Origin of the sequence: Janthinobacterium woesei (assembly GCF_051380875.1) — a bacterium.
Taxonomy (GTDB): Bacteria; Pseudomonadota; Gammaproteobacteria; order Burkholderiales; family Burkholderiaceae_D; genus Janthinobacterium.
In genome coordinates this window covers 130003-153526 of record NZ_JBNYXW010000011.1, presented here as the reverse complement: position 1 = coordinate 153526, position 23524 = coordinate 130003, and the positions used below count along the sequence as shown (strand labels likewise).

The following is a 23524-nucleotide window of genomic DNA, read 5'->3' as shown; positions in this document are numbered from 1 at the left end:
TGTACCTGCACGCTATCCACTTTACAAAACGCGGCCAACTCTGGTTTTCGGGATTTTGCAGAGCGTTTTGCCAGCATTTTAATCCGTATAAAGGAGTAAATATGTTTCCAATTCCTGAACAATTTTCCAGCGCCGCGAAATCGCAACTGGAAAGCCAGCTGCAAATTTTCAGCACCCTGACCAGCAAAGTGTTTGAAAGCGCCGAAAAAATCGTCGTCTTGAACCTGAATGCGGGCAAGGCCGCCTTGTCGCACACGGCGGAAACGGCGCAGCATTTGCTGGAAACGCAAGATCCGCGCGACTTCTTCAGCTACAGTACCAGCCAGGCGCAGCCGAATATCGAGAGCTTGCTGGCCTACAGCCGCCAACTGTTCGGCATCGCCTCGAGCACCCAGGCGCAATTGCTGGCTTCGGCCAAGGCCCGCCTCGATGCCGCCGCTCCTGCTCCAGCCCCAGCTGCTGCCGCACCTGCCCCTGCAGCGGCCAAGCCCGCGCTGGCCTTCATCGCGCCCCAGCCCAAGCCGGCCGCAGCGCCGGCGCCAGCCGCCGCGCCAGCGCCAGCGCCAGCTCCTGTCGTGGCCAAGCCCGCGCCAGCGAAGGTGGTCGAAGCGGCCCAGCCCGTCGTCAAGGCAACGCCCGCGCCTGTGGCAACGCCAGTAGCCAAGCTTGCTCCGGCCGCTGCCGCCAAGGCCGCCGAAAAGCCGCCCGTTAAAGCCGCCGTCGTGGAAAGCCGGCCAGCGGCCAAGCCTGAAGCCACGAAGCTGACACTGGCGCCAACGGCAGCACCGGCAAAGGCCGCCACACCGGCGCCCGCACCAGTAAAACCGGCCGCTCAACCATTCCCATCGAGCAAACCCGTGGCCAAAGTTGCGCTCAAGCCTGCCGCCAAGGGTGTGCCATCGAAACAGCTCGACATGCTGCGAGGCAGCAAAGGCAGCGGCCGCAAGTAAGCAGCGCGTAGTCCAGTCGCACAGCAATACAACGGGCTACGGCCCGTTTTTTGCGTCCCTTTCCGCAGCGAATTTTTCCGCCTTGTTGTATCCTACGCGTACTTTCCGTCCGCGTGCCCTCCTTCTGCCCCGCGACACCCCAACCAAAAAGGTAACCATGAGTTTATCGAGGCTTATCGCCGGCTTCGTGCGTCAGCATTGGCCAGCGTATGCCGCCGCTGCCGTCATGCTGACAGGCGTGGCAACACTGACCGTCTGGATCCCGCGCCGCGTGGGCGCCATCATCGACGCGCTGGCCGCACACCGCATGAGCGCATCCGAACTCTGGCTGGAGCTGCTGACCCTGCTCGCCGTGGGCGTGGTCATCTATTTCCTGCGTGTGGGCTGGCGCATCACTCTGTTCAAGGCCGCCTACCAGCTGGGCGTGATGCTGCGCACGCGCTTCTACACGCGCATGTCGCAACAGGGCGCGGCGTTTTACCAGAACCAGCGCACGGGCGACCTGATGGCGCTGGCAACGAATGATATCGACGCCATCGAAATGGCTGCCGGCGAAGCCATGCTGGCCGGTTTCGACGGCACATTGACCTTGCTGATGGTGCTGGGCATCATGCTACTGGGCGTGGACTGGCGCCTGGCCTGCATCGCCCTCTTGCCGTTTCCCTTGATGGGACTGGCCTTCTGGCGCATTTCCAGCCATATCCATACGGCGTCCACCGATTCGCTCAAGCGTTTTTCCGCGCTGAACGACCATGTGCAGGAATCGCTGTCGGGCGTGCGCACCCTGCGCGCGCTGGGCCTGGAACAGCGCAGCAGCGCGCAGTTTTCCACCCTGGCCGGCCACGCGGCCAACGCCAGCCTGACGGCGCAGCGCTGGGAAGCGGCATATGAACCGGCTGTCGGCCTGACCCTGACGGCCGCCACCGCGCTGACCCTGGGCCTGGGCGGCTACCTGGTGTGGCAGGATCAACTGACCATCGGCGCGCTGACCAGTTTTTCCATGTATTTGGGGCAGCTGATCTGGCCGATGTTCGCCGCCGGCTGGGTATTGTCATTGATCGAACGGGGCCGCGCCGCCTGGCAGCGTTTGCAGCCCATGCTCGACGCGCCGCTGGCCATCGATGACCATGGCACGATTGCATCCTTAACGCCCGGTCCTTTGCAATTGCAGGACATAGGCTTTGCCTACGCGGGCCAGACGGCGCCGGCCCTGGCGCATATCTCGTTGCGATTGGAACCGGGCCAGACCCTGGGCCTGGTGGGCCCGACGGGCAGCGGCAAATCGACCCTGCTGCGCGTGCTGCTGCGCCAGGTCACGCCGCAATCGGGTACGGCCACGTGGCACGGCCAGCCGCTCGATGCCTACACCTTGCATGCGCTGCGCGCGGCCATCAGCTGGGTGCCGCAAGAGTCGTTCCTGTTCTCGGCCACCATCGCCGACAATATCGCGCTGGCCCGCCCCGGCGCCACGCGCGAGGAAGTGGAACGGGCGGCGCAGCTGGCCGACATCCATGCCGATATCCTGCAATTCCCCGAAGGCTATGCCACCCACGTGGGCGAAAAAGGCATCACCCTGTCGGGCGGCCAGCGCCAGCGCGTGGCCATCGCCCGGGCTCTCTTGGCCGACAACGGCTTGCTGCTGCTCGATGATGCCCTGTCGGCTGTCGACACGGGCACGGAAACGCGCATCCTGCAGCATCTGGAAGAACTGCGCTTGCGGCGCCCCGAGCGCAGCGCCATCATTGCCAGCCACCGCCTGAGCGCCGTCGTCAACGCCGACCTGATTCTGGTGCTGCGCGATGGCCACGTGACGGAAACGGGCAACCACGACGCGCTGATGCAGCGCGATGGCTGGTATGCCAGCGCGTGGCGCTATCAACAACTGGAGGCCAGCCTCGATGCCATCTGATACCAAGCAAACCACGCCAGCGAGCGTGCGCAGCCAGGCCATGCAAGCCATCGGCCTGCTGCGCCGCGCCGCCGCGCCCGACCTGCGCCACCTGCACTGGGCCACCTTCTGGCTGATCCTCGCTGCCGCGCTGGAAGTAACGGGGCCGATCCTGGGCAAGGCCCTGATCGACCAGCATTTGCTGCCGCGCAACCTGGACTGGACGCGCATGTCGCTGCTACTGGGCGGCTGCCTGCTGACGGGCTGGGTCGCTTCCGGCCTGCGCTACCTGCAGCTGGTGCGCCTGTCCGGCCTGGCCATGCGCTCGGTGCAGCGCCTGCGCGAAACCGTCTACCAGCACGTGCTGCGCCTGCCGATGGCATTCTTCGACCGCGCCATCACCGGGCAACTGGTCAGCCGCGTCACCAACGACACGGAAGCCGTCAAGTCGCTGTACGTGCAGGTGCTGTTCGTCATCCTCGACAGCTCCATCGTCCTGATCGGCACCATGGCCGCCATGGCCTTCCTCGACTGGCGATTGATGCTGATCGTGCTGGCCCTGCTGCCGGCCGTGCTGGTGATCGTCTTCCTGTACCAGCGCTGGAGCGCACCGGCCGTCACGCGCGCACGCGCGCTGCGCAGCGAGATCAATGGCCAGATCGCCGAATCGATCGGCGGCATGAGCGTGCTGCAGGCGAATAACGCGGAAAAGCGCTTCGGCGCGCGCTTCGCAGGCATCAACCAGGACCACTACACGGCGCGCATGCACGAGTTGCGCGCCAACGCCTGGCTGCTGCGCCCCGCGCTCGATATGCTCAATATCGTGCTGCTGGCCGTGGTCATCTTCAGTTTTGGCCGGCGCGACATGGGCGCCTTGGAAGTAGGCGTGCTGTACGCCTTCATCAGCTACATCGCGCGCGTGATCGAACCGTTGATCCAGATCACCATGCAGTTCAGCCAGCTGCAGCAATCGGTGGTGGCGACGGCCCGCGTCTCGGCCCTGCTGGACGAAGCCCAGGCGCTGGAGCACGCGCCAGGCAAGGCCGCGTCGGCAAAGCGCCATGGTGTTGATGATGGCGCCACGCCCGCCGTGGACATTGCGCACCTGACCTTCGCTTACGTGGAAAACCAGCCCGTGCTGCACGACCTGTCTCTGACCATTCCCCAGGGCGCCTTCTTCGGCATCGTCGGCCATACGGGCAGCGGCAAATCGACCTTGCTGTCCCTGCTGCTGCGCTTTTATCCCGTCTCGCAGGGCAGCATCGCCATCAATGGCATCGCCCTCGACAGCATCGACAATGAGCACTTCCGCGCCGACGTGGGCCTGGTGCCGCAAGACCCGTTCCTGCTGGCCGCTTCGGCACGCGAAAACATCGACATGGGCCGCGGCTACACGCAGGCGCAGATTGAGACGGCCGCGCGCGCCGCGCATGCGCACGACTTCATTGCCGCGCTGGAATACGGCTACGACACGCCGCTGGGCGAAGGCGGCTCGCGTTTGTCGTCGGGGCAGAAGCAGCTGATCGCCATCGCCCGCGCGCTGGCCGGCCAGCCGCGCATCTTGCTGCTCGACGAAGCGACCTCGCGCATCGATAGCCAGACGGAGCAGATCGTGCAGATGGCGCTCAAGGAATTGCGCGGCAAGGTCACCATCATCGCCATCGCGCACCGCTTGTCGACCATCCGCGACGCCGACCAGATCATCGTGCTCAACCATGGCCGCATCACGGAAGCCGGTCCGCACGATGCACTGATGCAGATCGACGGCGGCTTGTATCAGCGGCTGTATCTGCTGCAGCAACTGGCGCAATGATGTGTGCATTTCCGCAAATTTCTGCGTCCCGCGTGATATTTCTTGATTGCAACAGAATATAATCTTTTCAGATAGTAGGTCATGGCGGGGGCGGGAAGTTGGCAGGCAGAGAGAAACGGACATCATGGCGAAAGGCGCACTGGCTGCTGGCACTGGCCTGCGCGCTGCCGCCCGCCGCCAGCGCGCAAGAGGTGTCTGTGCAGCAGCACATCGACGCCGTGCGCGAAGATGGCCGTTTCATGCCCGAGCGCGCCCTGCTGCGCCTGCAAGAGGTGGAGGCGCAGGCGCGCAGCGCGCCCTTGCCCGTGCGCGCCGAATTCCTCACCCAGCTGAGCAACGCCCGCATGCGCCTGGGACAACACGACATCGCCATGCAGCTGGCCGAAGAACTGATCGCCGACGCGCGCCAGCACAGCAACGACGTGGCGCTGGCCAATGGCATGCTCAGCAAGGCCTACATCACGTTTGCCCTGAACGAGCGCCGCGCCTCGCACCTGCTGGCCTTTGAAGCGGAACGCATCGCCAACCGCACGCAGAACTTGCCCGTGCGCGTGCAGGCGACCATCAGCGCGGGCCAGTCGTGGGCCGAGGAAGGCAACTTCCCGTTCGCGCTGGCCAAATTGCAGGCCGCCGTCGACCTGGCGCGCCAGAGCGATTCCCCTTCCAGCCTGGCCGCCGCCCTGAATGCCCTCACCTTGCTGTACACACAGATGCGCGAGTACGACAAAGGGTTCCAGGTGCTCGATGAATTGCTGGCCGTATCAAGCACCATGGCGTCACCGGGGCGCATGGCACAGGCGAAGAATACGGAATACGGGCTGGCGCTCGACGCGCAGCAGCCGCAGCGGGGCCAGCGCGCGCTGCTGGCGGCCCTGGCGCTGGAACGCCAGCTGGGCGCGAAAGGCATGCTGGCCGTCACCCTCGTCAACCTGTCGGACAGTTATCTGAAGGAAAACGACTACGCGCGCACCTTGCGCTACGCCAATGAAGCCATCACGGCGGCGCGCCTGCTCAACAACGAACAGGTGGAGGCAACGGCACGCCTGAACATCGGCCAGGCGCTGATCGGCCAGGGGCGCCTGCTGGAAGGCAAGCAAAGCGTGGCGACGGGGCTGGCCTACTACGAGCGCACGGCCAACCAGCCGGACATGCAGGCGTTCTGGCTGGAATACGGCATGGCGCTGGAAAAGGCGGGCGACATGCGCGGCGCCGTGACGGCGTATCACCGCGAGCGGAGCATTTCCAACCAGCTGTTCGAGAAACAGCGGCAAAAAGCCGTGTACGAATTGCAAGAAAAATATGCGGCGGAAAAGAAACAGCGCCAGATCGAGCTGCTCAGCCGCGAAAACCAGATCAAGAGCGCGGAAATCGACAACCGCCGCCTGCAACAGCGCGTGTGGTGGCTGCTGGCGCTGGTGCTGGCCATGGCTTCCGTCATCGTCGGCTTGCTGTACCGCAAGGCGCACCATGCGAACGTGCAGCTGAAAGTGAAGAACCAGGAACTCAAGCGCCAGAGCTCGCGCGACCCGCTGACGGCCCTGTACAACCGCCGCCACTTCCAGGAATTCATGCGCAGCCATGCCGGCAAGCCACTGCAGGCATACGCCGGCGCCGAGGTGGTCGGCGCGCTGTTCCTGCTCGATGTCGACCATTTCAAGCACATCAACGACCGCCATGGCCATGCGGCGGGCGACCTGGTACTCACCTGTATCGCCGAAACCCTGCACGAGGTGCTGCGCGAAACGGACATGATCGTGCGCTGGGGCGGTGAAGAATTCCTCGCCTTCCTGCCCGCCGTCACACGCGATAGTCTCGACGATATCGCGCGGCGCATCCTGCATGGCGTCGCCGCGCAGGCCATCGACTACCAGGGAAAAACCATCAAGGTGCAGGTGTCCGTAGGCTTCGCGCCGTATCCGCTGGCGCCGCTGGGCCAACCGTTGAACTGGGAACGCAGCGTCAACCTGATCGACATGGCGCTGTACCTGGCCAAGGCGCACGGACGCAACCGGGCGTATGGCTTGCGCGGTTTTCAGAACGTGGAACGCACGACGCTGGAAGCGGTGGAACAGGACCTGGAACGCGCGTGGCGCGACGGCTTTGTCGATTTGAGCGTGGTATTGGGGGGAGCGGACGAGACGGACAGTGCTGGAACAGGGATGGCGGCGCGTGGCAGTCATGCTGGCGCCAGCAACGACTTCGGGACAGCGGCCACCAGCTGACCGCCGCTGCCGGGGCCAGGCCGGTAGCACCGGCCTGTCATGTGATTATTTGTGTGCGGCGTCCTGGATCTTTTCGCCGGCTTTTTCCACTTTCTGGCCGACGGCATCGGCCGCTTCGGTCATCTTCTTGTCGGCGTCGGCAGCAATCTGATCGATCTTGGCACCCGTTTCGGAAGCGGCTTGGCTGACAGCAGCATCGGCTTTCCCAGCGGCGGCCTTGATGTCGGCTTCTGCCTTGGCGGCGGCGGCATCGATTTGCTGGCCCGCTTGCTCGGCAGGACCGGCAGCAACATCTTCCTTCTTCTGGCAAGCGGCCAGCGCCACAACGATCATTCCGGCGGCGCACAATGTCATCAGATTTTTGCTTACTTTCATGATATTCCCTTTCATTATTATCAAAAGACACAGATCAGTTCGCAATATACACCTGGATAAAAATTTCTAGTGTTCGCTAACGCACATAAAAACACGCTCCGTAGCGCATTTGCAAGCAATAATATCTTGATATGTTTTAATGCGCCGCCCGGGTGGCAGGCAGCTGGTAGCCATCCGTCAACGTGTGCAGGAAGACGATCACATCGGCGATTTCCCCTTCGTTCAGCGCAGGCGCCTGGCCCGGCCGGCGGTCGAACGGCGCCGCCACATTCACGTTCGCCTGCAGGCCGGGCGGCAGATCGTCGTATTTTTTCACCTTGCCATTCTTGTCTTTCGGATACCATTTTTGCGGTGCCGTGTCGCGCTGCACGTAAAAACGCAGCACCTGCTCCAGGCTGGTAAAGCTGCCGTTATGGAAAAACACCTTGCGCAGCGCGACGTTGCGCAAGGACGGCGTCTTGAAGCTGCCGCAGTATTGCCTGTGCTGCGTCAAATCGGTCCGCTCCGGGCCGCACAGCCCCAGGTCGAAAAACGCCGGATCGGCATTGGCCGGCAGCTTGCCGTTGCGCGGCACGCCGATATTGATCAAACCGTAGTCGGTAAATTGCGGAAAGGCGCCGCCGGACGTCACCTGGCTGATATGGCAGGAAGCGCAATTGCCCTTGTTTTCATCGTTGAACAGGGCCAGGCCGCGCGCTTCCTGCTGACTCAAGATGGCCTGCTTGCGCAAGACGGCGTCGTATTTGCTCGTGTAGGGATAGAAATCGGCCGGGCTTTCCTGGAACACTTCCAGCGACATCAGCGCCCAGCGCAGCGCCTGGCCGGGCTGCTCGAAGATGTCTTCGCCATACGTCTGGCGAAACTGCGCCGCCAGCGGTCCAGCCTGCAATTTGGCGACCACCGCAGCTGCATCGCGATTGCCCATCTCGCGCGCTGCCAACAGCGGCGCCAGCGCCTGTTCGTGGCCGGACTGAGCGCGGCCATCCCAATTGCGCCCGCCCGTCGGCCCTGCGTCGACGCTATCGTCGCCATCGTCATCGTGATAATGCTCGCTAAAGGCGGGCGCATTCTGGATATAGCGCAGCGATGGTGCAGCGCGCGTGCCCGCATCCTTCAGCTCCGGGCCGCCCAGCTGTACCGCCAGCGCGTTCGGCGGGCCGTACGCGTGCTCGGGGCTGTGGCAGCTGGCACACGACATTTTCCCCGACACGGACAGGCTGGGTTCAAAAAACATGGCGCGCCCCATCGCCGTCATCTGGGCCACCGAAGGCTGGCGTTTCAGGGTCGGCGCATAGGCGCCTGCCAGATAGGCCGGCCCGGCAACGGCTTCTTTCGACGGTGCAGGTTGGCAGGCGGCCAGCAAGCAGGCAGCTGTTATGGCCGCGAGCGGCAAGGAGAGCGTCAATTTCATCATGGGGTGGCAGCGTAGCAACACCATATGACCGCTGCGTGACAAAACCCTGTGAAAACTCATGTATCAAATCCGTACATTACGTCATGTAACAGGGCCTGAGATGTCACACAGCTGACATATTCGATGCCTAGCATGCGACGTTTTCCACCCAGAAGGCATGAAAATGAAACCGCAAGCCAGAACCGCTTTACGTCCCTTACCGTTGTTATTGTCGCTGGGCCTGGCAGCCTGCGGCAGCAACTACGCCATCACGCCCAGCACCACCGGCCAGGTGATCGGCAGCTACTATGAAAATGCCCAGGTCTGCCTGGAAAGCAGCACCGCCAAGCTGACGTGCGACAGCGCTTCAAGCCCCGTGCGCACGGCTGCCGATGGCAGCTACAGCCTGGACGGCCAGGGCGCCGTGCTGGTGACGGTGGGCACGGACGCCATCGGCCACGAAGCCATCGGCGACGCAGGCAGCAAAGTCACGCAAAAACTGCTGCTGCGCGCACCAAGCGGACACAGCGCCTTTGTCAGCGCCCTGTCGACAGAATTAGTGCAGGTCATGGAGAGCAATGGCGGCGACTTTGCCGCCGCCAGCAGCAAGCTGGCCGCGCGCATCGGCGTGTCCGAAGCGAGCCTGGCGTCCGACTTCAACAAGTCCAGCGGCGATGAGCTGGCGAAACTGAAGGCGGAAAATGCCAGCGTCACGGCGCTGATCGCCAGCGCCAGCGCACAGGCGGCACCAAACGATGCCCTGGCCGCCCTGAACAACGCCCTGGCGCTGAACAACATCCAGACCATCGTCGTCATCTACGCGGAAAACCGCGGCTTCGACAATCTGTACGGCCTGTTCCCGGGCGCCAACGGCGTGCCGGGCGTCAATCCCACCTCCAGCGCGGCCTACGTGCCGCAAAAAGACTTCGACGGCAGCACCCTGCCCGTCTTGCCACCCACCTGGGGCGGCATGGCGGCGGCCGGCCAGAGCACCGTCATCACCCAGGCGCAATCGGCCAATCTGCCGAACAAGCCGTTCCAGATCGACGACGCTAACAGCCCTCTGTACATGCCGCAATCGGTCATCACGCGCGACCTGGTGCACCGTTTCTATAACAACCAGATGCAGATCAATGGCGGCGCCAACGACAGGTTCGCGGCCTATTCCGATGCCGGCGGCCTGGCCATGGGCTATTACGACGGCAGCAAGATGCAGTTGTGGGACATCGCCAAGCAATATGCGCTGGCCGACAACCTGTTCATCGGCGCCTTCGGCGGCTCCTTCCTGACGCACCAGTACCTGATCTGCGCCTGCGCACCCACCTACCCGAACGCCGACACCTCGGTAGCCAAGGCTTCCATCGCCAAGATCGACGTCGATGCCAAGGGCAACTTCGTGCGCCTGACGCCGTCCGCCACGGCACCAAACACGGTATTGAATGGCGCGCCCGCCTACGCCAATGATGGCGCGCTGACGCCAGCCGACAGCACGGGCATGTTCTACGCCGTCAACACCATGCAGCCGCCATTCCAGCCTAGCAGCAATGCCCCGGCCGCCAGCGACGCCAGCAAGCAGTATGCCGACACCAGCAAGGCCTCCACCTTGCCGCAGCAAACGCAAACGAATATCGGCGACTTACTCTCAAGCAAGAACATCGACTGGGCATGGTATGCGGGCGCCTGGAAAGATACGACGGCCCTGGCCACGGCCAGCGCGCGCGCCAGCAGTTTCCCCAGCCCGCCGAACTTCCAGTTCCACCACCAGCCGTTCAATTACTTTGCCAGCATGGACCCGGTGAAGTCGCCCGCCTACCGCGCCGCCCACCTGCGCGACTTCGACAGCCAGTTCATGAGCGACGCCAGCGCCGGCAAGCTGCCCGCAGTGACCTTCTACAAGCCGCAGGGTAATTTGAACCAGCACGCGGGCTATGCCAGCGTGGCCGATGGCGACGCGCATATCGCCAGCGTCATCGCCCAGCTGAAAAAGAGCCCGCAATGGAAGAACATGCTGGTCATCGTCACCTACGATGAGAACGGCGGCTTTTACGATCATGCCGCGCCGCCCAAGGGCGACCGCTGGGGTCCTGGCACGCGCGTGCCGGCGATCCTCGTCTCGCCCTACGTGAAAAAGGGCTTGGTTGATCATACGCAATACGATTCGGCCTCGATCCTGCGCGCCATCACGCACCGCTTCTCGCTGCCCGTGCTGGACGGCTTGACGCTGCGCGACAAGGCACTGGTGGCCAATGGCGGCAAGGCCATGGGCGACTTCAGCGCGGCGCTGGCGCTGGTGCCGCAAGAGTAGCCGTCGATTAAGATGGCAACACGACGCCCGCCCGGCTTGGCCGCAGCGGGCGTTTTTATCTGCGCTACTGGTTTGGCACCGGGACCGGGACCGGGGCAGCGTCCAGCAGCGAACGCTCGAGCAATTGCGACAGCGACGCGCGCAGCACCTGCGTGCGCGCCGCCAGTTCCGGCCGCTTGTAGCGCTCGGCGGCGATCAGACTGCTTTCCAGGCAGACCCGCTCCGACCTGGCCAGGCAGGCGTCGGCCATGTCGAGCTGGGCACTGGCCTGCGCCACTTTCACCCTGGCATCGAGTTCCAGGCTATCGGCATCATCGCCCCAGCGCTTCACATACGCGGCAAGGCGCGTGGCGGCCACATCGGGCGTGCGCGCATCGAGCGCCTGATTGACGCCTGCCTGCGCTGCGCCCCAGGCTTGCTCCCGCTGTTGTTGCTTGTCGCAGGCCGCCGCTGACTTGCTAATGCTCGCCTGCAAGCGCTTGAGTTGCGCCGCCGGTGCCTTGGCACTTTTCAACACCGCCAGCGCGCTGCGCGCCGCATCGAGGTCGCACTGGGCCGCCAGCGCAGTGGCGGCCTCGACCTGTTCGGCCACGCTGGCCGGCTTGTCGTGGGGCTTGTTGAAGAACCAGATGCCGGTCAACACGACTACCGCCGCGATCCAGGTGCGCAGGCGCACGGGCGGACGCGGCGGCGGCACCGAGCCCCTGGCCACGGGCTTGGCCGGCGGCGCCTTCGCTGGTGGCGGTGGAGGAGCAGGTGCTACAGGTGCTACAAGTGCTGGCTGGAGGACTGGCGCTGGCTTGGCTGCGGGAGCAGGTGTGGGTGGCGGCATGCGCGGCACCGGCGCAGGCTGTGGCGTAACGACCTGTGGCGGCACTACTTTCTGCAAAACAATTGATTCAGCCACCTGGCGCGCGCCGCAAAACGGGCAATGCGCCACGCGCAGCGGCAAGAACCGGCCGCAAGCGGCGTTGAGACAAACTTCATTCACTGTTTCAAGCACGTTCCAACCTTTTCCTGGATTCACTCTGCTGCATTCTGCCGCAATATTACCCTACGCCGCAGCAGCCACGGCGCGCCCGCGCTGTCATCGGCCCCCTTGATACCGATCAAAAGGCATCCGCCATCACGGCCTAAGCTGGAGACACAGGCAACAGACAAGGAGAGTGCCATGTCAGCCCATCTCATCATCGAAGACGGCCAGCCCTGGTGGTGGGACAGCGCCGATATCTGGATCGTGCCAGGCAACGATCCGAACGGCGCGCCGGGTGCGCCCATCGCCGGCACCAGCAACTATCTGTGGGGCCGCGTGCACAATACAGGGCGCAGCGCAGCGAACGGCGTGCGCGTGGATTTCTACTGGGCCGATCCCTCGGGCCAGATCGCCGTCGGCGCCGCTACGGCCATCGGCTCCGCATTTGCCGACCTGGCGCCGGGCGCCACGCAGGAAGTGCTATGCCTGGTTCCCTGGGTGCCCGTCATCGTCAATGGCGGCCATGAATGCCTGCTGGCAGTGGCCCACGGTGCTGGCGATATCAACCCGCTACCCGATCCCCTGCCGAACGGTTTCCCCTTCCAGCCCCTGCAGCACGAGCAGATTGCCCAGCGCAATGTCACCGTGGTACTGGCGGCACGGCGCGCGCAATTGCTGGCCATCACGGTCGCGGCCCTGCCTCGCACAGCAAGCAAGGTTGAAGTACAACTCGATTACGGCGGCGAGCTGCCGGCCCGCTTGCTGGCCACATTGGGTCTGGACAAATGGCAGCCGGCAAAAGAGGTGCGGCTGCAAGCGGGCCTGGCGCGTACGTCCCATTGTGACGGCGATGCTCCCGGTGAGCAAAAGCTGGCACTGGACGTGCCGCGTGGCCAGGCGCAGGCCGTGTACCTGAGCCTGCGCGCCGATGCCTTGCCAGCACGCCACTATGCGCTGCTGCGCGTGCTGGAAACGTGCGATGGCAAGGTACTGGGCGGCGTCACGTATGTCGTCATTGATCAGGATCAAGAGAAAGATAGAGAACAGAAGCAGCATAGCCCCGAGGAGCAAGCATCATGAGCGACACGCCCATGCAAGTGTTGACGCGGCCATTCGCGATCGAACCCGTCACCAATATCATGCTGCCAGACGGCATCTTCGACAATGCCATCTATGGTTTGCGCATCGCCGCCCACGTCACGAACATGTCGAGCAGCGCGCTGACGAATGTCACGGTGTACCTGGAAAGCGTGGGCGACCCCGGCATCGTGCCCGTGGCCCGCACCTTCTTCTTTGCCAGCGTCCCTGCCGGCGCGGCCATGCTGGTGATGTGGGACGCCGACTTCCAGCATGCGGCGCCCGGCAAGCGCCTGGTCAGCTTCGTTGCCAAGGCCGACGGCCACACGCCGCGCCGCTCGATCCAGCAAATCTTCGTTTCACAGACGCGCTTTGACAGCGCCACCAATACGTACACCTGCACGGTGGAGGAAGGCACTTTGGCGCTGTCCAAGCCGCAGGGCCACCTGCCCGGCAAACGCTGGGGCAGCACGGGCGGTGGCAGTCAAGGTGGGGACAATGCGTGCCGCTGCCCGCCTGGCCTGGGGCCGATCGTGCCGACCGGCATGACCTTGGTGTGGACGCCGAATCCTGCCTATGCAGGAACGCATGGCGAACTGCCATTTTCCGATCCGTGGTGGAAAATTCTCGCCATCATCATCGCCATCATCGCCGCGCTGGTGGCCATCATTGCCGCCGCGCTCGGTTCCGGCAAGGCCAGTTTCAGCGCAGGCGGCAGCTTCGAGGAAACCGATCCCAGCGTCGACTGCTGCTCGCTGGAAGGGGCAGGCTCGGGCCAACCCGAATTCACGGTGGCGGGCGTGGCTTCGGCCATCGCATCGGGCGCCATCGCCGTCGCCTGTTCCGACGTGGCCGACCCATTCTGGCGTGGCCAGGAAGCAACACCACCGGCTGCCGGCGAACTGACCCTGGCCGAGCGCGTGGTGGCACGATGGGTCTTGCCCGAAGCACCCAATGCTGGCTTGCCCTACACGGCCGACATCAGCTGGCAGTATGAGCGTTTTACCACGGGCGCCACCTACCAGCACGCCGTGAGCGAAACGCAGGTCAACATCCATGTGGCGGGGCCGGTGGAAACAGATACGCCGGCCATCGTGCAGGCTTACGAGCCACTGTGGCTGCGCGCCAGCTTCAAGCGCGACAATGGCAATGTGTTTCGCGGCACGGAACTGTATGCCTTCGTGCTGTTCCAGGCGCCGCAGGGCCTGTATTTCGTGGAATCGCTGACCGACGACGGCCTGGGCTTCGATCCGGGCGCAAATGACGGCATCTATGCAGGCAGCCTGGACTTGAAACGGGCTTACCGCACGCTGCTGCAATACGGACAGAAGGTCTACGGCACCTGGCGCGTGTTTGTCTTCGCGCAAGACGTCAACCTGACCAAGCCAGGCACGCCGCCGGAAATCGCCGCCCAGCACATCGGCGGCATGTTCGTCGCCAGCGCCATTGAGATCACCTTCGACGACAGCCTGCCTTGCCCGCTCAAGGCGCAGGCGAATATTCTTGTCGTGTGATGGTATGGGGTCAGACCCGGCGGGTCTGCCCCCTGCTGAGGTAACGGCGGGCTTGGCAACAACGCCACGGGAAGCTATCAGCCGCTCTTAAACCTTGACAGCGTCAACCTTGGCGATCACAGTGCGCGGCACGATGTCCGTTTCCGGGCACGAGCCCATTGCATCCGAATACGCCAGCCAGCGCTGCAGGCTGTCCATGCGACGAATGGTGATGCCCTTGCCATTGATGTAGCCGATCTGCTCGAAATTGGCAGGGCTGGTGGTCAATTTCGATACCGTGGGCGCATTGTCGACCAGGCGGTCATACGCCTTGCGCGCCTTGTGCTCCCACTTGGCCAGCACGGGGTCCTCGAAACGGTTGCTTTCAAAATACACGGTGATGCTGCGGTCGTGGTTGGCAAAGCCGACGACGGCTGCGCCTTTGCGTATGGCGAGCAAGACATCGTCCTTGATGTCCGTAGCGGGAACGAACACGGCGGCACGCCCATCCGTATCAGGCCGTTCCATGGGAATATCTTGTCCAATTATGCTCATCGCGTCACGCTCTTTGTCATCGGCTGTTGGCCTGCTGTTGTTATATATGCGAGTTATCTATGCGACCGGAGCGACCGGAACCGCATGGCCGCTTCCAGCCTCGCTTTCAAGCTGTTTATCAAATAATACATTGCCGTACAGCACTACACAAGATAATCAGGGCAGCCGGCCCTACGCCAGCAGGGGAACAGCAGGGAAATGGTGGCACCTGTGGCAAGCGCTTTATAATGCTGCGTTTACTACACGCCCAACACCTTCGCACCATGACGCTTCCCGAAAATGACACCAGCCGTCTCGACGCCATCAGCGCCGCCGCCACCGAAGTGGCCGCGCAAAACGTGGCTGACCTGCTGGCCATGGCCATCTGCCACCGGCCCGACGAACCGTCGCTGATCGTTTGCGACAAGCGCAGCTGGCTCAATGTCGTGCTGACGCAAGCCTATCGCCATGCCTTGCCGGACGCCACCTTCATCGATTTCGACGAGGTCACGCCGGACGCCGTGCTGGCCGCGTTTGCCGAGATGCCGACCGGCAGCCTGGTCGTGCTGATCCAATCCACCAGCTTCCGCCTGGAAGCATTCCGCATCCGCATCGAGCTGTTCAAGCGGGGCCTGAAAGTGATCGAACACGTGCATTTGTCGCGCATGCCGGGCGTGCAAGGGCTACACTACATCGCCTCGCTGGCCTACGACCCGGCCTACTACCGGGGCGTCGGCCATGCGCTGAAGGCGCGCATCGACGGCGCCCGCCACGGCATGGTCGACAGCGGCGGCGAGCAACTGGTGTTCGCCTCGCCGTTTGAGGCGGCCAAGCTGAATATCGGCGACTACAGCGGCATGAACAATATCGGCGGCCAGTTTCCGCTGGGCGAAGTGTTTACGGAAGCGCAGGATCTCGAAGCGGTGAATGGCCGCGTGCGCATCTTTGTTTTCGGCGATACGCACTTCATGGTCAACCGTCCCGACACGCCGATCACCCTGATCATCGAAAAGGGACGCGTGACGGGCACCGAGCACGCCACGCCGGAATTTTCAGCCATGCTGGAGATCATCCGCGCCCACGAAGGCGAAGTGTGGGTGCGCGAACTGGGCTTCGGCATGAACCGCGCCTTTTCGCGCGAACAGCTGGTCAACGACATCGGCACGTATGAACGCATGTGCGGCATCCATCTGTCGCTGGGCGCCAAGCACGGCGTCTACACCAAGCCCCAGTTCAAGCGCAAGGATGCGCGCTACCACGTCGATATCTTTGCCGTCACCGAAGCCGTCTACCTGGACGACGAGCGCGTGTATGCGGATGGCGCGTGGACAGTGGAACCGGTCGCCTTCAACTAAAAAAGCCCGCCGCCGCCAGCTCGCGGTCCCACGGCGGCACGGGCTGGTATTCGGCCACCAGGAAATCGATCAGCGCGCGCACCTTGGGCGATGGCTGGCGGCTGGCCGGATACAGGGCGCTCAAATGATTGAGCGGCAGGTCCCAGTCGGACAGCACCGGCAGCAAGCTGCCATCGAGCAGATTGCGCCAGGCGAGAAACGTGGTGCTGTAGACGATGCCCAGCCCCCGCTGCGCCGCCTGGTGCAGCACCAGGCCATTATTCGCCGTAAAACCCGCCTGCACGCGCACGCTCATTTCTTCCCGCCCTTCTCCTTCGCCCCGCTGGAAATGCCAGTTCGTGCCATCGGTCAGGTGGCTGAAATGCAGACACTGGTGCTGCAATAACTCCTGCGGCGTCTGCGGCATGCCCCATTGCGCCAGATAGGCGGGACTGGCGCATAGCACGGCGCGGCACGGCGCCAGCGGGCGCATGGCCAGCGCGCTGCTGTCCGGAATGCCGCCCACGCGGATGGTCAAGTCAAAACCGTGGCGTATCGGGTCGAGCAAGGCATCGTCGACAAACAGTTCGGCCTGCACCTCGCGGTGCAGCAAGCTGAAACGGGCGACGGCATCGGCCAGCCAGGCGCTGCCAAAACTCGATGGCGCCTGGATGCGCAGCGGCCCGGCCAATCCGCTACCGGCCTGCGCCACGTGCGCCACCATGCGCGCAGCTTCCTGCGCCTGGCTGACGGTGGCCATGCACGGCGCCAGGTAGGCACGGCCCGCGTCCGTCAGGCTCACTTCGCGCGTGGAGCGGTGCAGCAGGCGCGCGTTCAAGCGCTCTTCGAGCTGCATGATGGTCTTGCTGACCATGGCGCGCGTCAGGCCCAGGCGCTGGCCAGCGGCAGTAAAACTGCGCTGGCGGGCCACCTCGACAAAAATTTCCATCGCTTTCAATTGATCCATGTCAAAGATTGTCTTCGTTTTGACGACAATCTGTCAACCGCCGGGCGATTGTTTGCCCGCCGCCCCCGTCCTACAATGGCACCTTCTACCTTACTCTGGAGCCGCCGCCATGCTAAATAAATCACAACAAGAACAGTACCAACGCGACGGCTACATCATCCTGCCCGGCTTCAAGGGTGCGGACGAAATCGCTGTCCTGCGCGCGCGCGCCGAGCAGATTGTCAACGAATTCGATCCCAGCCAGAGTCAATCCATCTTCACCACGCGCGACCAGGCGAAGAACACCAACGATTATTTCCTTGCCTCCGACAACACCATCCGCTGCTTTTTTGAAGAAGAAGCATTTGGCGCGGATGGCCAGCTGAAACAGGCCAAGTCCCTGTCGATCAACAAGATCGGCCACGCCATGCATGACCTGGACCCCGTCTTCCGTGCTTTTTCGGCCGATCCGAAACTGGCCGAAGTGGCGCGCGACTTGGGCCTGGCAGACGCACAGGTGTGGCAATCGATGTACATTTTCAAGCAGCCCGGCATCGGCGGCGAAGTACGCTGGCACCAGGACGCCACGTATTTTGAAACCACGCCCATCAGCGTGACCACCTTCTGGTTCGCGCTGGAAGACGCCACCCTGGACAACGGCTGCCTGTGGGCGGAACCGGGCGGCCACCGCGGCCCCCTGCGCGAACGCTTCATCCGCAACGGCGACGCCGTGCGCGTGGAAAAACTCGACGCCATGCCGTGGCCTGACGACAGCACGGCCGTGCCTTTGGAAGTCAAGGCCGGCGCCCTGGTCTGCTTCCACGGCTTGCTGCCCCACTACAGCGCGCCGAACCGCTCGCCCGTCTCGCGCCATGCCTACACCCTGCACGCCACCGACGGCCAGACCGAGTATGCAGCGCACAACTGGATCCAGCGCGACGCCACCTTGCCGGTGCGGGGCTTCGTCTGATGCGCATCCAGGTTTTCGCCGCCCATTGGGGCAATAACGCGCTGGCGCCCGACGTCTTCATCGACAAGGTGCTGGCGGCCGGCTTTGACGGTATCGAGATGTCGCTGCCGCTGGACGCTGCCCTGCGCCAGGAATGGACGGAGCGCATCGCCAAGGCGGGCCTGGCGCTGATCGCCGCGCAGTGGGAAACCGTCTTCCACAGCGATTTCGACCTGCACCGCGCCGCCCTGGCCGAACTGCTGGAAAACGCCTGCCTGGCGCGCCCCGTGCTGGTCAACACGCACACGGGCAAGGATTACTATACCCAGGCGCAAAACGGCGAGCTGATCGCCCTGGCCGCCGCCATCTCGGCCAGGCACGGCGTACCCATCGTGCATGAAATCCACCGCAGCCGCTTCAGCGGCCACCCGATGCTGCTCTTGCCCTACCTGGCGCAGCATCCGCAACTGCCGCTGACGGCCGACCTGTCGCACTGGTGCTGCGCCTGCGAATCCTTGCTCGATGACCAGCCGCACACGCTGGCGCAAGTGCTGCCGCTGGTGCGTCATGTGCACGCCCGCGTCGGCCATGCGCAAGGGCCGCAGGTGGCCGACTTCCGCGCGCCGGAAGCGAAGGCCGCGCTCGATGCCCACCTGGCGTGGTGGGATGCCATCGTCGAACTGCGCCGAGCCGCGGGTGCCGAACGCATGACATTTACGCCGGAATTCGGCCCCGCGCCCTACACGCAAACCCTGCCCTACACGCAGCAGCCCGTGAGCGATGCGTGGGAGCAGAACGTCGCCATGCTGCAGCTGCTGCGCGCGCGCTACCAGGACTGACCGGGCAGCGCCGGTCTGGCAAGCCGGCGCCAGCACTTGTAATTGAGTTGTAATTGAGTAGCGCGCTATATATACTCTCACCATGGATACCACCACCTCTCCCAACCCGCTGCACCAGGTGCCGCGCCTGGACAGCCAGCTATGCTTTGCCCTGTACTCGACCTCGCTCGCCATGAACAAGCTGTACCGCAAGCTCCTGCGCAAGCTGGCCCTGACGTATTCGCAATACCTGGTGATGATGGTGCTGTGGGAGCGCGACGGCCTGACGGTGTCGGAAGTGGGCGAGCGCCTGTTCCTCGACTCGGCCACGCTGACCCCCTTGCTCAAGCGCATGGAGCAATCGGGCTTGTTGACGCGCACGCGCTCCGCCAGCGACGAGCGCCAGGTAATCATTTCCCTCACGCAACAGGGCGACCAGTTGCGCCATGAAGCAGCCCTGTTGCCGGAGGCCATACTGAGGGCCAGCCACTGCAGCGTGGAACAGGTTGTGGACATGAAACAACAGCTGAACCAGTTGCGCGACAGCCTGATGAAAAGTGAGTAAAACCTTCGTTTTGCCGAGCAAAATAAGGCAGATCAGCGCTTCAGCTACCGCTGGCAAATGCAGGTACAAAATCCGCCTTTCTTTATTACAAATCGATACATAGACGCTGCCACCCTGCGTATAGAATAGTTGCCACTATTTCCTTACAACAATATTTGGGTGACCATGCGCATATCTTTCGGCTCCGTAGCCTCGTTGGCTCTCTGCTTTACCGTGTCGGCCTTCGCCGCCGAACCATTCGACGACAAGTTCCGCCAGCTCGAAGAATTGCTGCCCACCCCGAATACCTACCGCACCGCTTCCGGCGCGCCGGGCCACGCCTACTGGCAGCAGCGTGCCGACTACACGATCCGCGCCACGCTGGACGAAGCCAGACGCGAGATCGATGGCAGCGGCACCATCACCTACCATAACCAGTCGCCCGACACCCTGGGCTACCTGTGGGTGCAGCTGGACCAGAACATCTACAAGCCCGATTCCGACGCGCGCCGCATGACCACGGCGCCGTCGCGCCAGGCCTGGGCCAAGACGGGCGAAGACAGCATGAAGTTCGAAGGCTTGCGCGGCATGCTGGCGCGCGGCGACTTCCAAGGCGGCTTCAATATTCGCGCATTGAAAAGTGCGGATGGCCAGCCCCTGAAATACGTTATCAACCGCACCATGATGCGCATCGACCTGCCGCAGCCATTGAAACCTGGCCAGGACTTTGTTTTCCAGATCGACTGGGATTACCGCATCAACGAACAGAAGGTACTGGGCGGGCGCGCCGGCTACGAGTATTTCGAAGAGGACAAGAACGCCCTGTTCGAAGTGGCGCAGTGGTTCCCGCGCATGGCCGCCTATTACGACGCCGCCGGCTGGCAGCACAAGCAGTTCCTCGGCTCGGGCGAATTCACGCTAGAGTTCGGCGACTACGACGTGCAGCTGACGGTGCCGGCCGACCATATCATCGCCGCCACGGGCGAACTGCAAAACCCGCAAGACGTGCTGACGGCCGCACAGCGCGAGCGCCTGGAAAAAGCCCGCAGCAGCGACAAGCCAGTCATCATCGTCACGCAAAAAGAGGCCGAAGCGGCCGAAAAATCGGTCAGCCGCGCGCAAAAGACCTGGCACTTCAAGGCCACCAATGTGCGCGACTTTGCCTGGGCTTCGAGCCGCAAATTCATCTGGGATGCGCAGGGCTACAGCAAGGGCGGCAGCAAGCTGATGGCCATGTCCTACTACCCGAAGGAAGGCAATCCGCTGTGGGAAAAATACAGCACGCAAGCCATCGTGCACACCATCGAGCAGTACAACAAGTACAGCATCGACTACCCGTATCCGACGGCCATTTCCGTCAACGGCCCCGTGGGCGGCATGGAGTATCCGATGATCTCCTTCAATGGCCCGCGCCCGGTAAAAGACAAGAAGACGGGCGCGCTGACCTATTCCAAGCGCACCAAGTATGGCTTGATCGGCGTCATCATCCACGAGGTGGGACATAACTACTACCCGATGATCATCAACTCGGACGAGCGCCAGTGGACCTGGATGGACGAAGGCCTGAACACCTTCGTGCAATACCTGGCGCAGCAGGCGTGGGAAGAAAACTACCCGGCCTCGCGCGGCGAACCACGCGACATCGTCGACTACATGCGTAGCGGCGACCAGGTACCCATCATGACCAATTCCGAGTCCTTGCTGCAGTTCGGTAACAACGCCTACGCCAAGCCGGCGGCGGGCCTGAACATCCTGCGCGAGACCATCCTCGGGCGCGAGCTGTTCGACTACGCCTTCAAGCAATATGCGCAGCGCTGGAAGTTCAAGCGCCCCACGCCGGCGGACTTTTTCCGCACCATGGAAGACGCTTCCGGCACGGACCTGGACTGGTTCTGGCGCGGCTGGTTTTATACCACCGACCCGGTTGACATCAGCATCGACGGCATCACCGAATATGGCGTGAGCAGCAAGAACCCGGAAACGGAAAAATCCTGGAAAAAAGCCCAGAAAAGCGCCCAGCCGGAGTCCGTCACGGACCGCGCCAACAAGGGCATGCCGCGCCGTGTCGATGCGCACCCGGAGCTGAAGGATTTCTACAACCAGCACGACGATTTCACGGTGACCAACAAGGATCGCAACAGCTACGCCGAAGCACTGGCCGGCCTGGAGCCGTGGGAGAAAGACTTGCTGAAACAGGGCAAGCATCTGTACCTGGTCGACCTGTCGAATGTGGGCGGCATGGTGATGCCCCTGATCCTCGAAATCGAACTCAAGAGCGGCAAGAAATACGTCGAGCGCGTGCCGGCCGAAGTATGGCGCTACTCGCCGAAGAAAATCACCAAGGTCGTCATTACGGATGAACCGATGGTGGGCCTGGTGCAGGACCCGTACTGGGAGACGGCCGACATCGACACCAGCAACAACGCCTGGCCGCGCAAGATCACGCCGTCGCGCCTGGAACTGTTCAAGAGCGAGAAGTCGACCAAGGATAACCTGATGCACGATTTCAATACGCCCCTGAAGGGCAAGGGCGGCACGCCAGCCAGGGATGAGCAAGCGTGACGCCCTGGCGCTCGCTCGCGGCAAGCCTGCTGACATGCGCCAGCATGGCGGCCAGTGCGCACAATTTCCACATGGGCATCGCCGACATCAGCTATAACGCTGCCAGCGGCAGCACGGAAGTGGTGCACACCTACACGGGCCACGACGTCGAGGCGCTGCTGACGCAGCTGTACCAGCGCCAGTTCGACCTGGGCCAGGAAAGCAGCGAAGCGGCCTTGCGCCGCTACGTCGACAAACAGTTTTACATCGTGGGGCCAGCCGGCAAGCGCTTGCGCCTGAACTGGGTCGGCATGAAGGTCAACGCCGATAACGTGGTGATCTTCCAGGAGATCGAACGCACGCGCCTGGCTCCCGCCACGCGCATCCACAACCAGTTGCTGATCGACTTCCTGCCCAGCCAGAGAAATACCCTCAACGTGCAGGACGGCGGCAAGATCCAGACGCTGTTTTTTGACAGCAGGAATGCGGAACTGCCGATCAGGTAAAGCAAGGATTTGGACCCGACAAGAAGAATTCCTATCAGACACAACACAGGAATCGCCGCGAAGTCGTAGAATGCCAGGCTGGATAAACTGATACAGGCCGCATACCGGCCGGACCGCCATGAGCACTTCCGCACCGATCTTTACCGACCCGTCCCGCGTCAAGCACGCCTTGCGCGACGACGGCTATGCCGTCTTGCGCCCGCAGGACGTGGCCACGCTGGCCGGCTGCCCTTTGGCGGCGTTGCGCGCGCTCGAAGGCAGCTGGAACACGCTGGCGCTCGACAATTACCTGAAGGATGGCGGCCGCTATCGCCGCCGGCGCCACTCCTGCTTCGTACAGGATGGCACCAGCCTGACGCAGACGGCGCACCGCCCCCATTGGCAGCCGGTCGAATACAACGCCCTGCACGGCGGCATGCATCGCCTGTTCGAGCCGATCGAGCCGGCCATCGTGGCGCAAGCGGCCTGGCAGCAGTTGATTCGCGCGCTGGGCGACGCCTGTTCTGCGGTGAAGGGACAACAGCCATGGTTCATCGAGGCGCACCAGTTCCGCATCGACACCACCGATGGCATCGGCCGCCCCACGCCGGAAGGCGCGCACCGCGATGGCGTCGATTTCGTCGCCGTGCTGCTGATAGGGCGCGAGCAGATCAAGGGCGGCGAGACGCGCATCTTCGAGGCAGACGGTCCCAACGGCAAGCGTTTTACGCTGACCGAGCCGTGGTCGCTGCTGCTGCTCGACGATGCGACCGTGATCCACGAGTCGACGCCGATCCAGCCCGTCGGCGCGCATGGGCACCGCGACACGCTGGTGCTGACCTACCGTGCCGGTCAATTCCAGGGCGAAAATTAACAGGCGGCCA

Annotated in this window: 19 protein-coding genes; 14 read left to right on the top strand and 5 right to left on the bottom strand. The window is 63.3% G+C overall.

Annotated features, from left to right (window positions below; genetic code table 11):
• The first annotated feature begins 101 nt into the window (after positions 1-101).
• The 4 genes from ACQ4W6_RS14675 to ACQ4W6_RS14660 all read left to right on the top strand — a co-directional run bounded on the left by ACQ4W6_RS14675 (position 102) and on the right by ACQ4W6_RS14660 (position 6873).
• Positions 102-950 carry a phasin family protein gene (locus ACQ4W6_RS14675; protein WP_436567913.1) on the top strand — a complete coding sequence of 283 codons (849 nt, stop codon included), beginning with the start codon at positions 102-104 and terminating at the stop codon, positions 948-950.
• A gap of 157 nt (positions 951-1107) precedes the next feature.
• Entirely contained in the window at positions 1108-2859 is a 1752-nt protein-coding gene (locus ACQ4W6_RS14670; protein WP_436567912.1) for an ATP-binding cassette domain-containing protein, read from the top strand.
• Positions 2849-4651: an ABC transporter ATP-binding protein gene (locus ACQ4W6_RS14665; RefSeq protein ID WP_436567911.1), complete on the top strand. Its 1803-nt coding sequence runs from the start codon at positions 2849-2851 to the stop codon at positions 4649-4651. The genes ACQ4W6_RS14670 and ACQ4W6_RS14665 overlap by 11 nt, the downstream gene beginning before the upstream one ends.
• 197 nt (positions 4652-4848) lie before the next feature.
• Positions 4849-6873: a GGDEF domain-containing protein gene (locus ACQ4W6_RS14660; RefSeq protein ID WP_436567910.1), complete on the top strand. Its 2025-nt coding sequence runs from the start codon at positions 4849-4851 to the stop codon at positions 6871-6873.
• 45 nt (positions 6874-6918) lie between these two features.
• Here the strand turns inward: ACQ4W6_RS14660 and ACQ4W6_RS14655 are convergent, their stop codons facing one another.
• Complete coding sequence (locus ACQ4W6_RS14655; protein ID WP_436567909.1) at positions 6919-7248, bottom strand: hypothetical protein; 330 nt, start codon at positions 7246-7248, stop codon at positions 6919-6921.
• Positions 7249-7384: 136 nt separating this feature from the next.
• Positions 7385-8662 carry a cytochrome-c peroxidase gene (locus ACQ4W6_RS14650; protein WP_436567908.1) on the bottom strand — a complete coding sequence of 426 codons (1278 nt, stop codon included), beginning with the start codon at positions 8660-8662 and terminating at the stop codon, positions 7385-7387.
• 163 nt (positions 8663-8825) lie between these two features.
• Here ACQ4W6_RS14650 and acpA point away from each other — a divergent pair, with 163 nt between their 5' ends.
• Positions 8826-10946 (top strand): acid phosphatase, encoded by a 2121-nt coding sequence (acpA, locus tag ACQ4W6_RS14645; protein WP_436567907.1) that lies wholly within the window; start codon positions 8826-8828, stop codon positions 10944-10946.
• 64 nt (positions 10947-11010) lie between these two features.
• Here the strand turns inward: acpA and ACQ4W6_RS14640 are convergent, their stop codons facing one another.
• Positions 11011-11778 (bottom strand): hypothetical protein, encoded by a 768-nt coding sequence (locus ACQ4W6_RS14640; RefSeq protein ID WP_436567906.1) that lies wholly within the window; start codon positions 11776-11778, stop codon positions 11011-11013.
• A gap of 339 nt (positions 11779-12117) precedes the next feature.
• Here ACQ4W6_RS14640 and ACQ4W6_RS14635 point away from each other — a divergent pair, with 339 nt between their 5' ends.
• Together ACQ4W6_RS14635 and ACQ4W6_RS14630 are read left to right on the top strand one after the other, a co-directional pair.
• On the top strand, positions 12118-12999 hold the full coding sequence (locus ACQ4W6_RS14635) for a hypothetical protein (protein ID WP_436567905.1): 882 nt from the start codon (positions 12118-12120) through the stop codon (positions 12997-12999).
• Positions 12996-14510: a hypothetical protein gene (locus ACQ4W6_RS14630; protein WP_436567904.1), complete on the top strand. Its 1515-nt coding sequence runs from the start codon at positions 12996-12998 to the stop codon at positions 14508-14510. The genes ACQ4W6_RS14635 and ACQ4W6_RS14630 overlap by 4 nt, the downstream gene beginning before the upstream one ends.
• Positions 14511-14597: 87 nt before the next feature.
• On the opposite strand, the gene ACQ4W6_RS14625 is transcribed toward ACQ4W6_RS14630, so the two are convergent.
• Positions 14598-15017 carry a hypothetical protein gene (locus tag ACQ4W6_RS14625; RefSeq protein ID WP_436567903.1) on the bottom strand — a complete coding sequence of 140 codons (420 nt, stop codon included), beginning with the start codon at positions 15015-15017 and terminating at the stop codon, positions 14598-14600.
• A gap of 290 nt (positions 15018-15307) precedes the next feature.
• Between ACQ4W6_RS14625 and ACQ4W6_RS14620 the strand changes: the two genes are divergently transcribed.
• Positions 15308-16378 carry a M29 family metallopeptidase gene (locus tag ACQ4W6_RS14620; RefSeq protein WP_436567902.1) on the top strand — a complete coding sequence of 357 codons (1071 nt, stop codon included), beginning with the start codon at positions 15308-15310 and terminating at the stop codon, positions 16376-16378.
• Here ACQ4W6_RS14620 and ACQ4W6_RS14615 read toward each other — a convergent pair.
• Entirely contained in the window at positions 16371-17324 is a 954-nt protein-coding gene (locus ACQ4W6_RS14615) for a LysR family transcriptional regulator (protein WP_436567901.1), read from the bottom strand. The two genes, ACQ4W6_RS14620 and ACQ4W6_RS14615, sit on opposite strands and share 8 nt — an antisense overlap.
• 109 nt (positions 17325-17433) lie before the next feature.
• Between ACQ4W6_RS14615 and ACQ4W6_RS14610 the strand changes: the two genes are divergently transcribed.
• From ACQ4W6_RS14610 to ACQ4W6_RS14585, 6 genes are all read left to right on the top strand, one after another.
• Positions 17434-18273 (top strand): phytanoyl-CoA dioxygenase family protein, encoded by an 840-nt coding sequence (locus ACQ4W6_RS14610; RefSeq protein ID WP_436567900.1) that lies wholly within the window; start codon positions 17434-17436, stop codon positions 18271-18273.
• Positions 18273-19091, top strand: a complete 819-nt coding sequence (locus ACQ4W6_RS14605) for a sugar phosphate isomerase/epimerase family protein (RefSeq protein WP_436567899.1) — start codon at positions 18273-18275, stop codon at positions 19089-19091. The genes ACQ4W6_RS14610 and ACQ4W6_RS14605 overlap by 1 nt, the downstream gene beginning before the upstream one ends.
• 82 nt (positions 19092-19173) lie before the next feature.
• On the top strand, positions 19174-19635 hold the full coding sequence (locus ACQ4W6_RS14600; RefSeq protein WP_436567898.1) for a MarR family winged helix-turn-helix transcriptional regulator: 462 nt from the start codon (positions 19174-19176) through the stop codon (positions 19633-19635).
• Positions 19636-19800: 165 nt separating this feature from the next.
• Entirely contained in the window at positions 19801-22176 is a 2376-nt protein-coding gene (locus ACQ4W6_RS14595; protein ID WP_436567897.1) for a M1 family metallopeptidase, read from the top strand.
• Positions 22173-22661: a DUF6702 family protein gene (locus tag ACQ4W6_RS14590; protein ID WP_436567896.1), complete on the top strand. Its 489-nt coding sequence runs from the start codon at positions 22173-22175 to the stop codon at positions 22659-22661. Before ACQ4W6_RS14595 ends, ACQ4W6_RS14590 begins: the two co-directional genes overlap by 4 nt.
• Positions 22662-22779: 118 nt before the next feature.
• Positions 22780-23514, top strand: a complete 735-nt coding sequence (locus ACQ4W6_RS14585) for a 2OG-Fe dioxygenase family protein (protein WP_436567895.1) — start codon at positions 22780-22782, stop codon at positions 23512-23514.
• Positions 23515-23524: the final 10 nt, after the last annotated feature.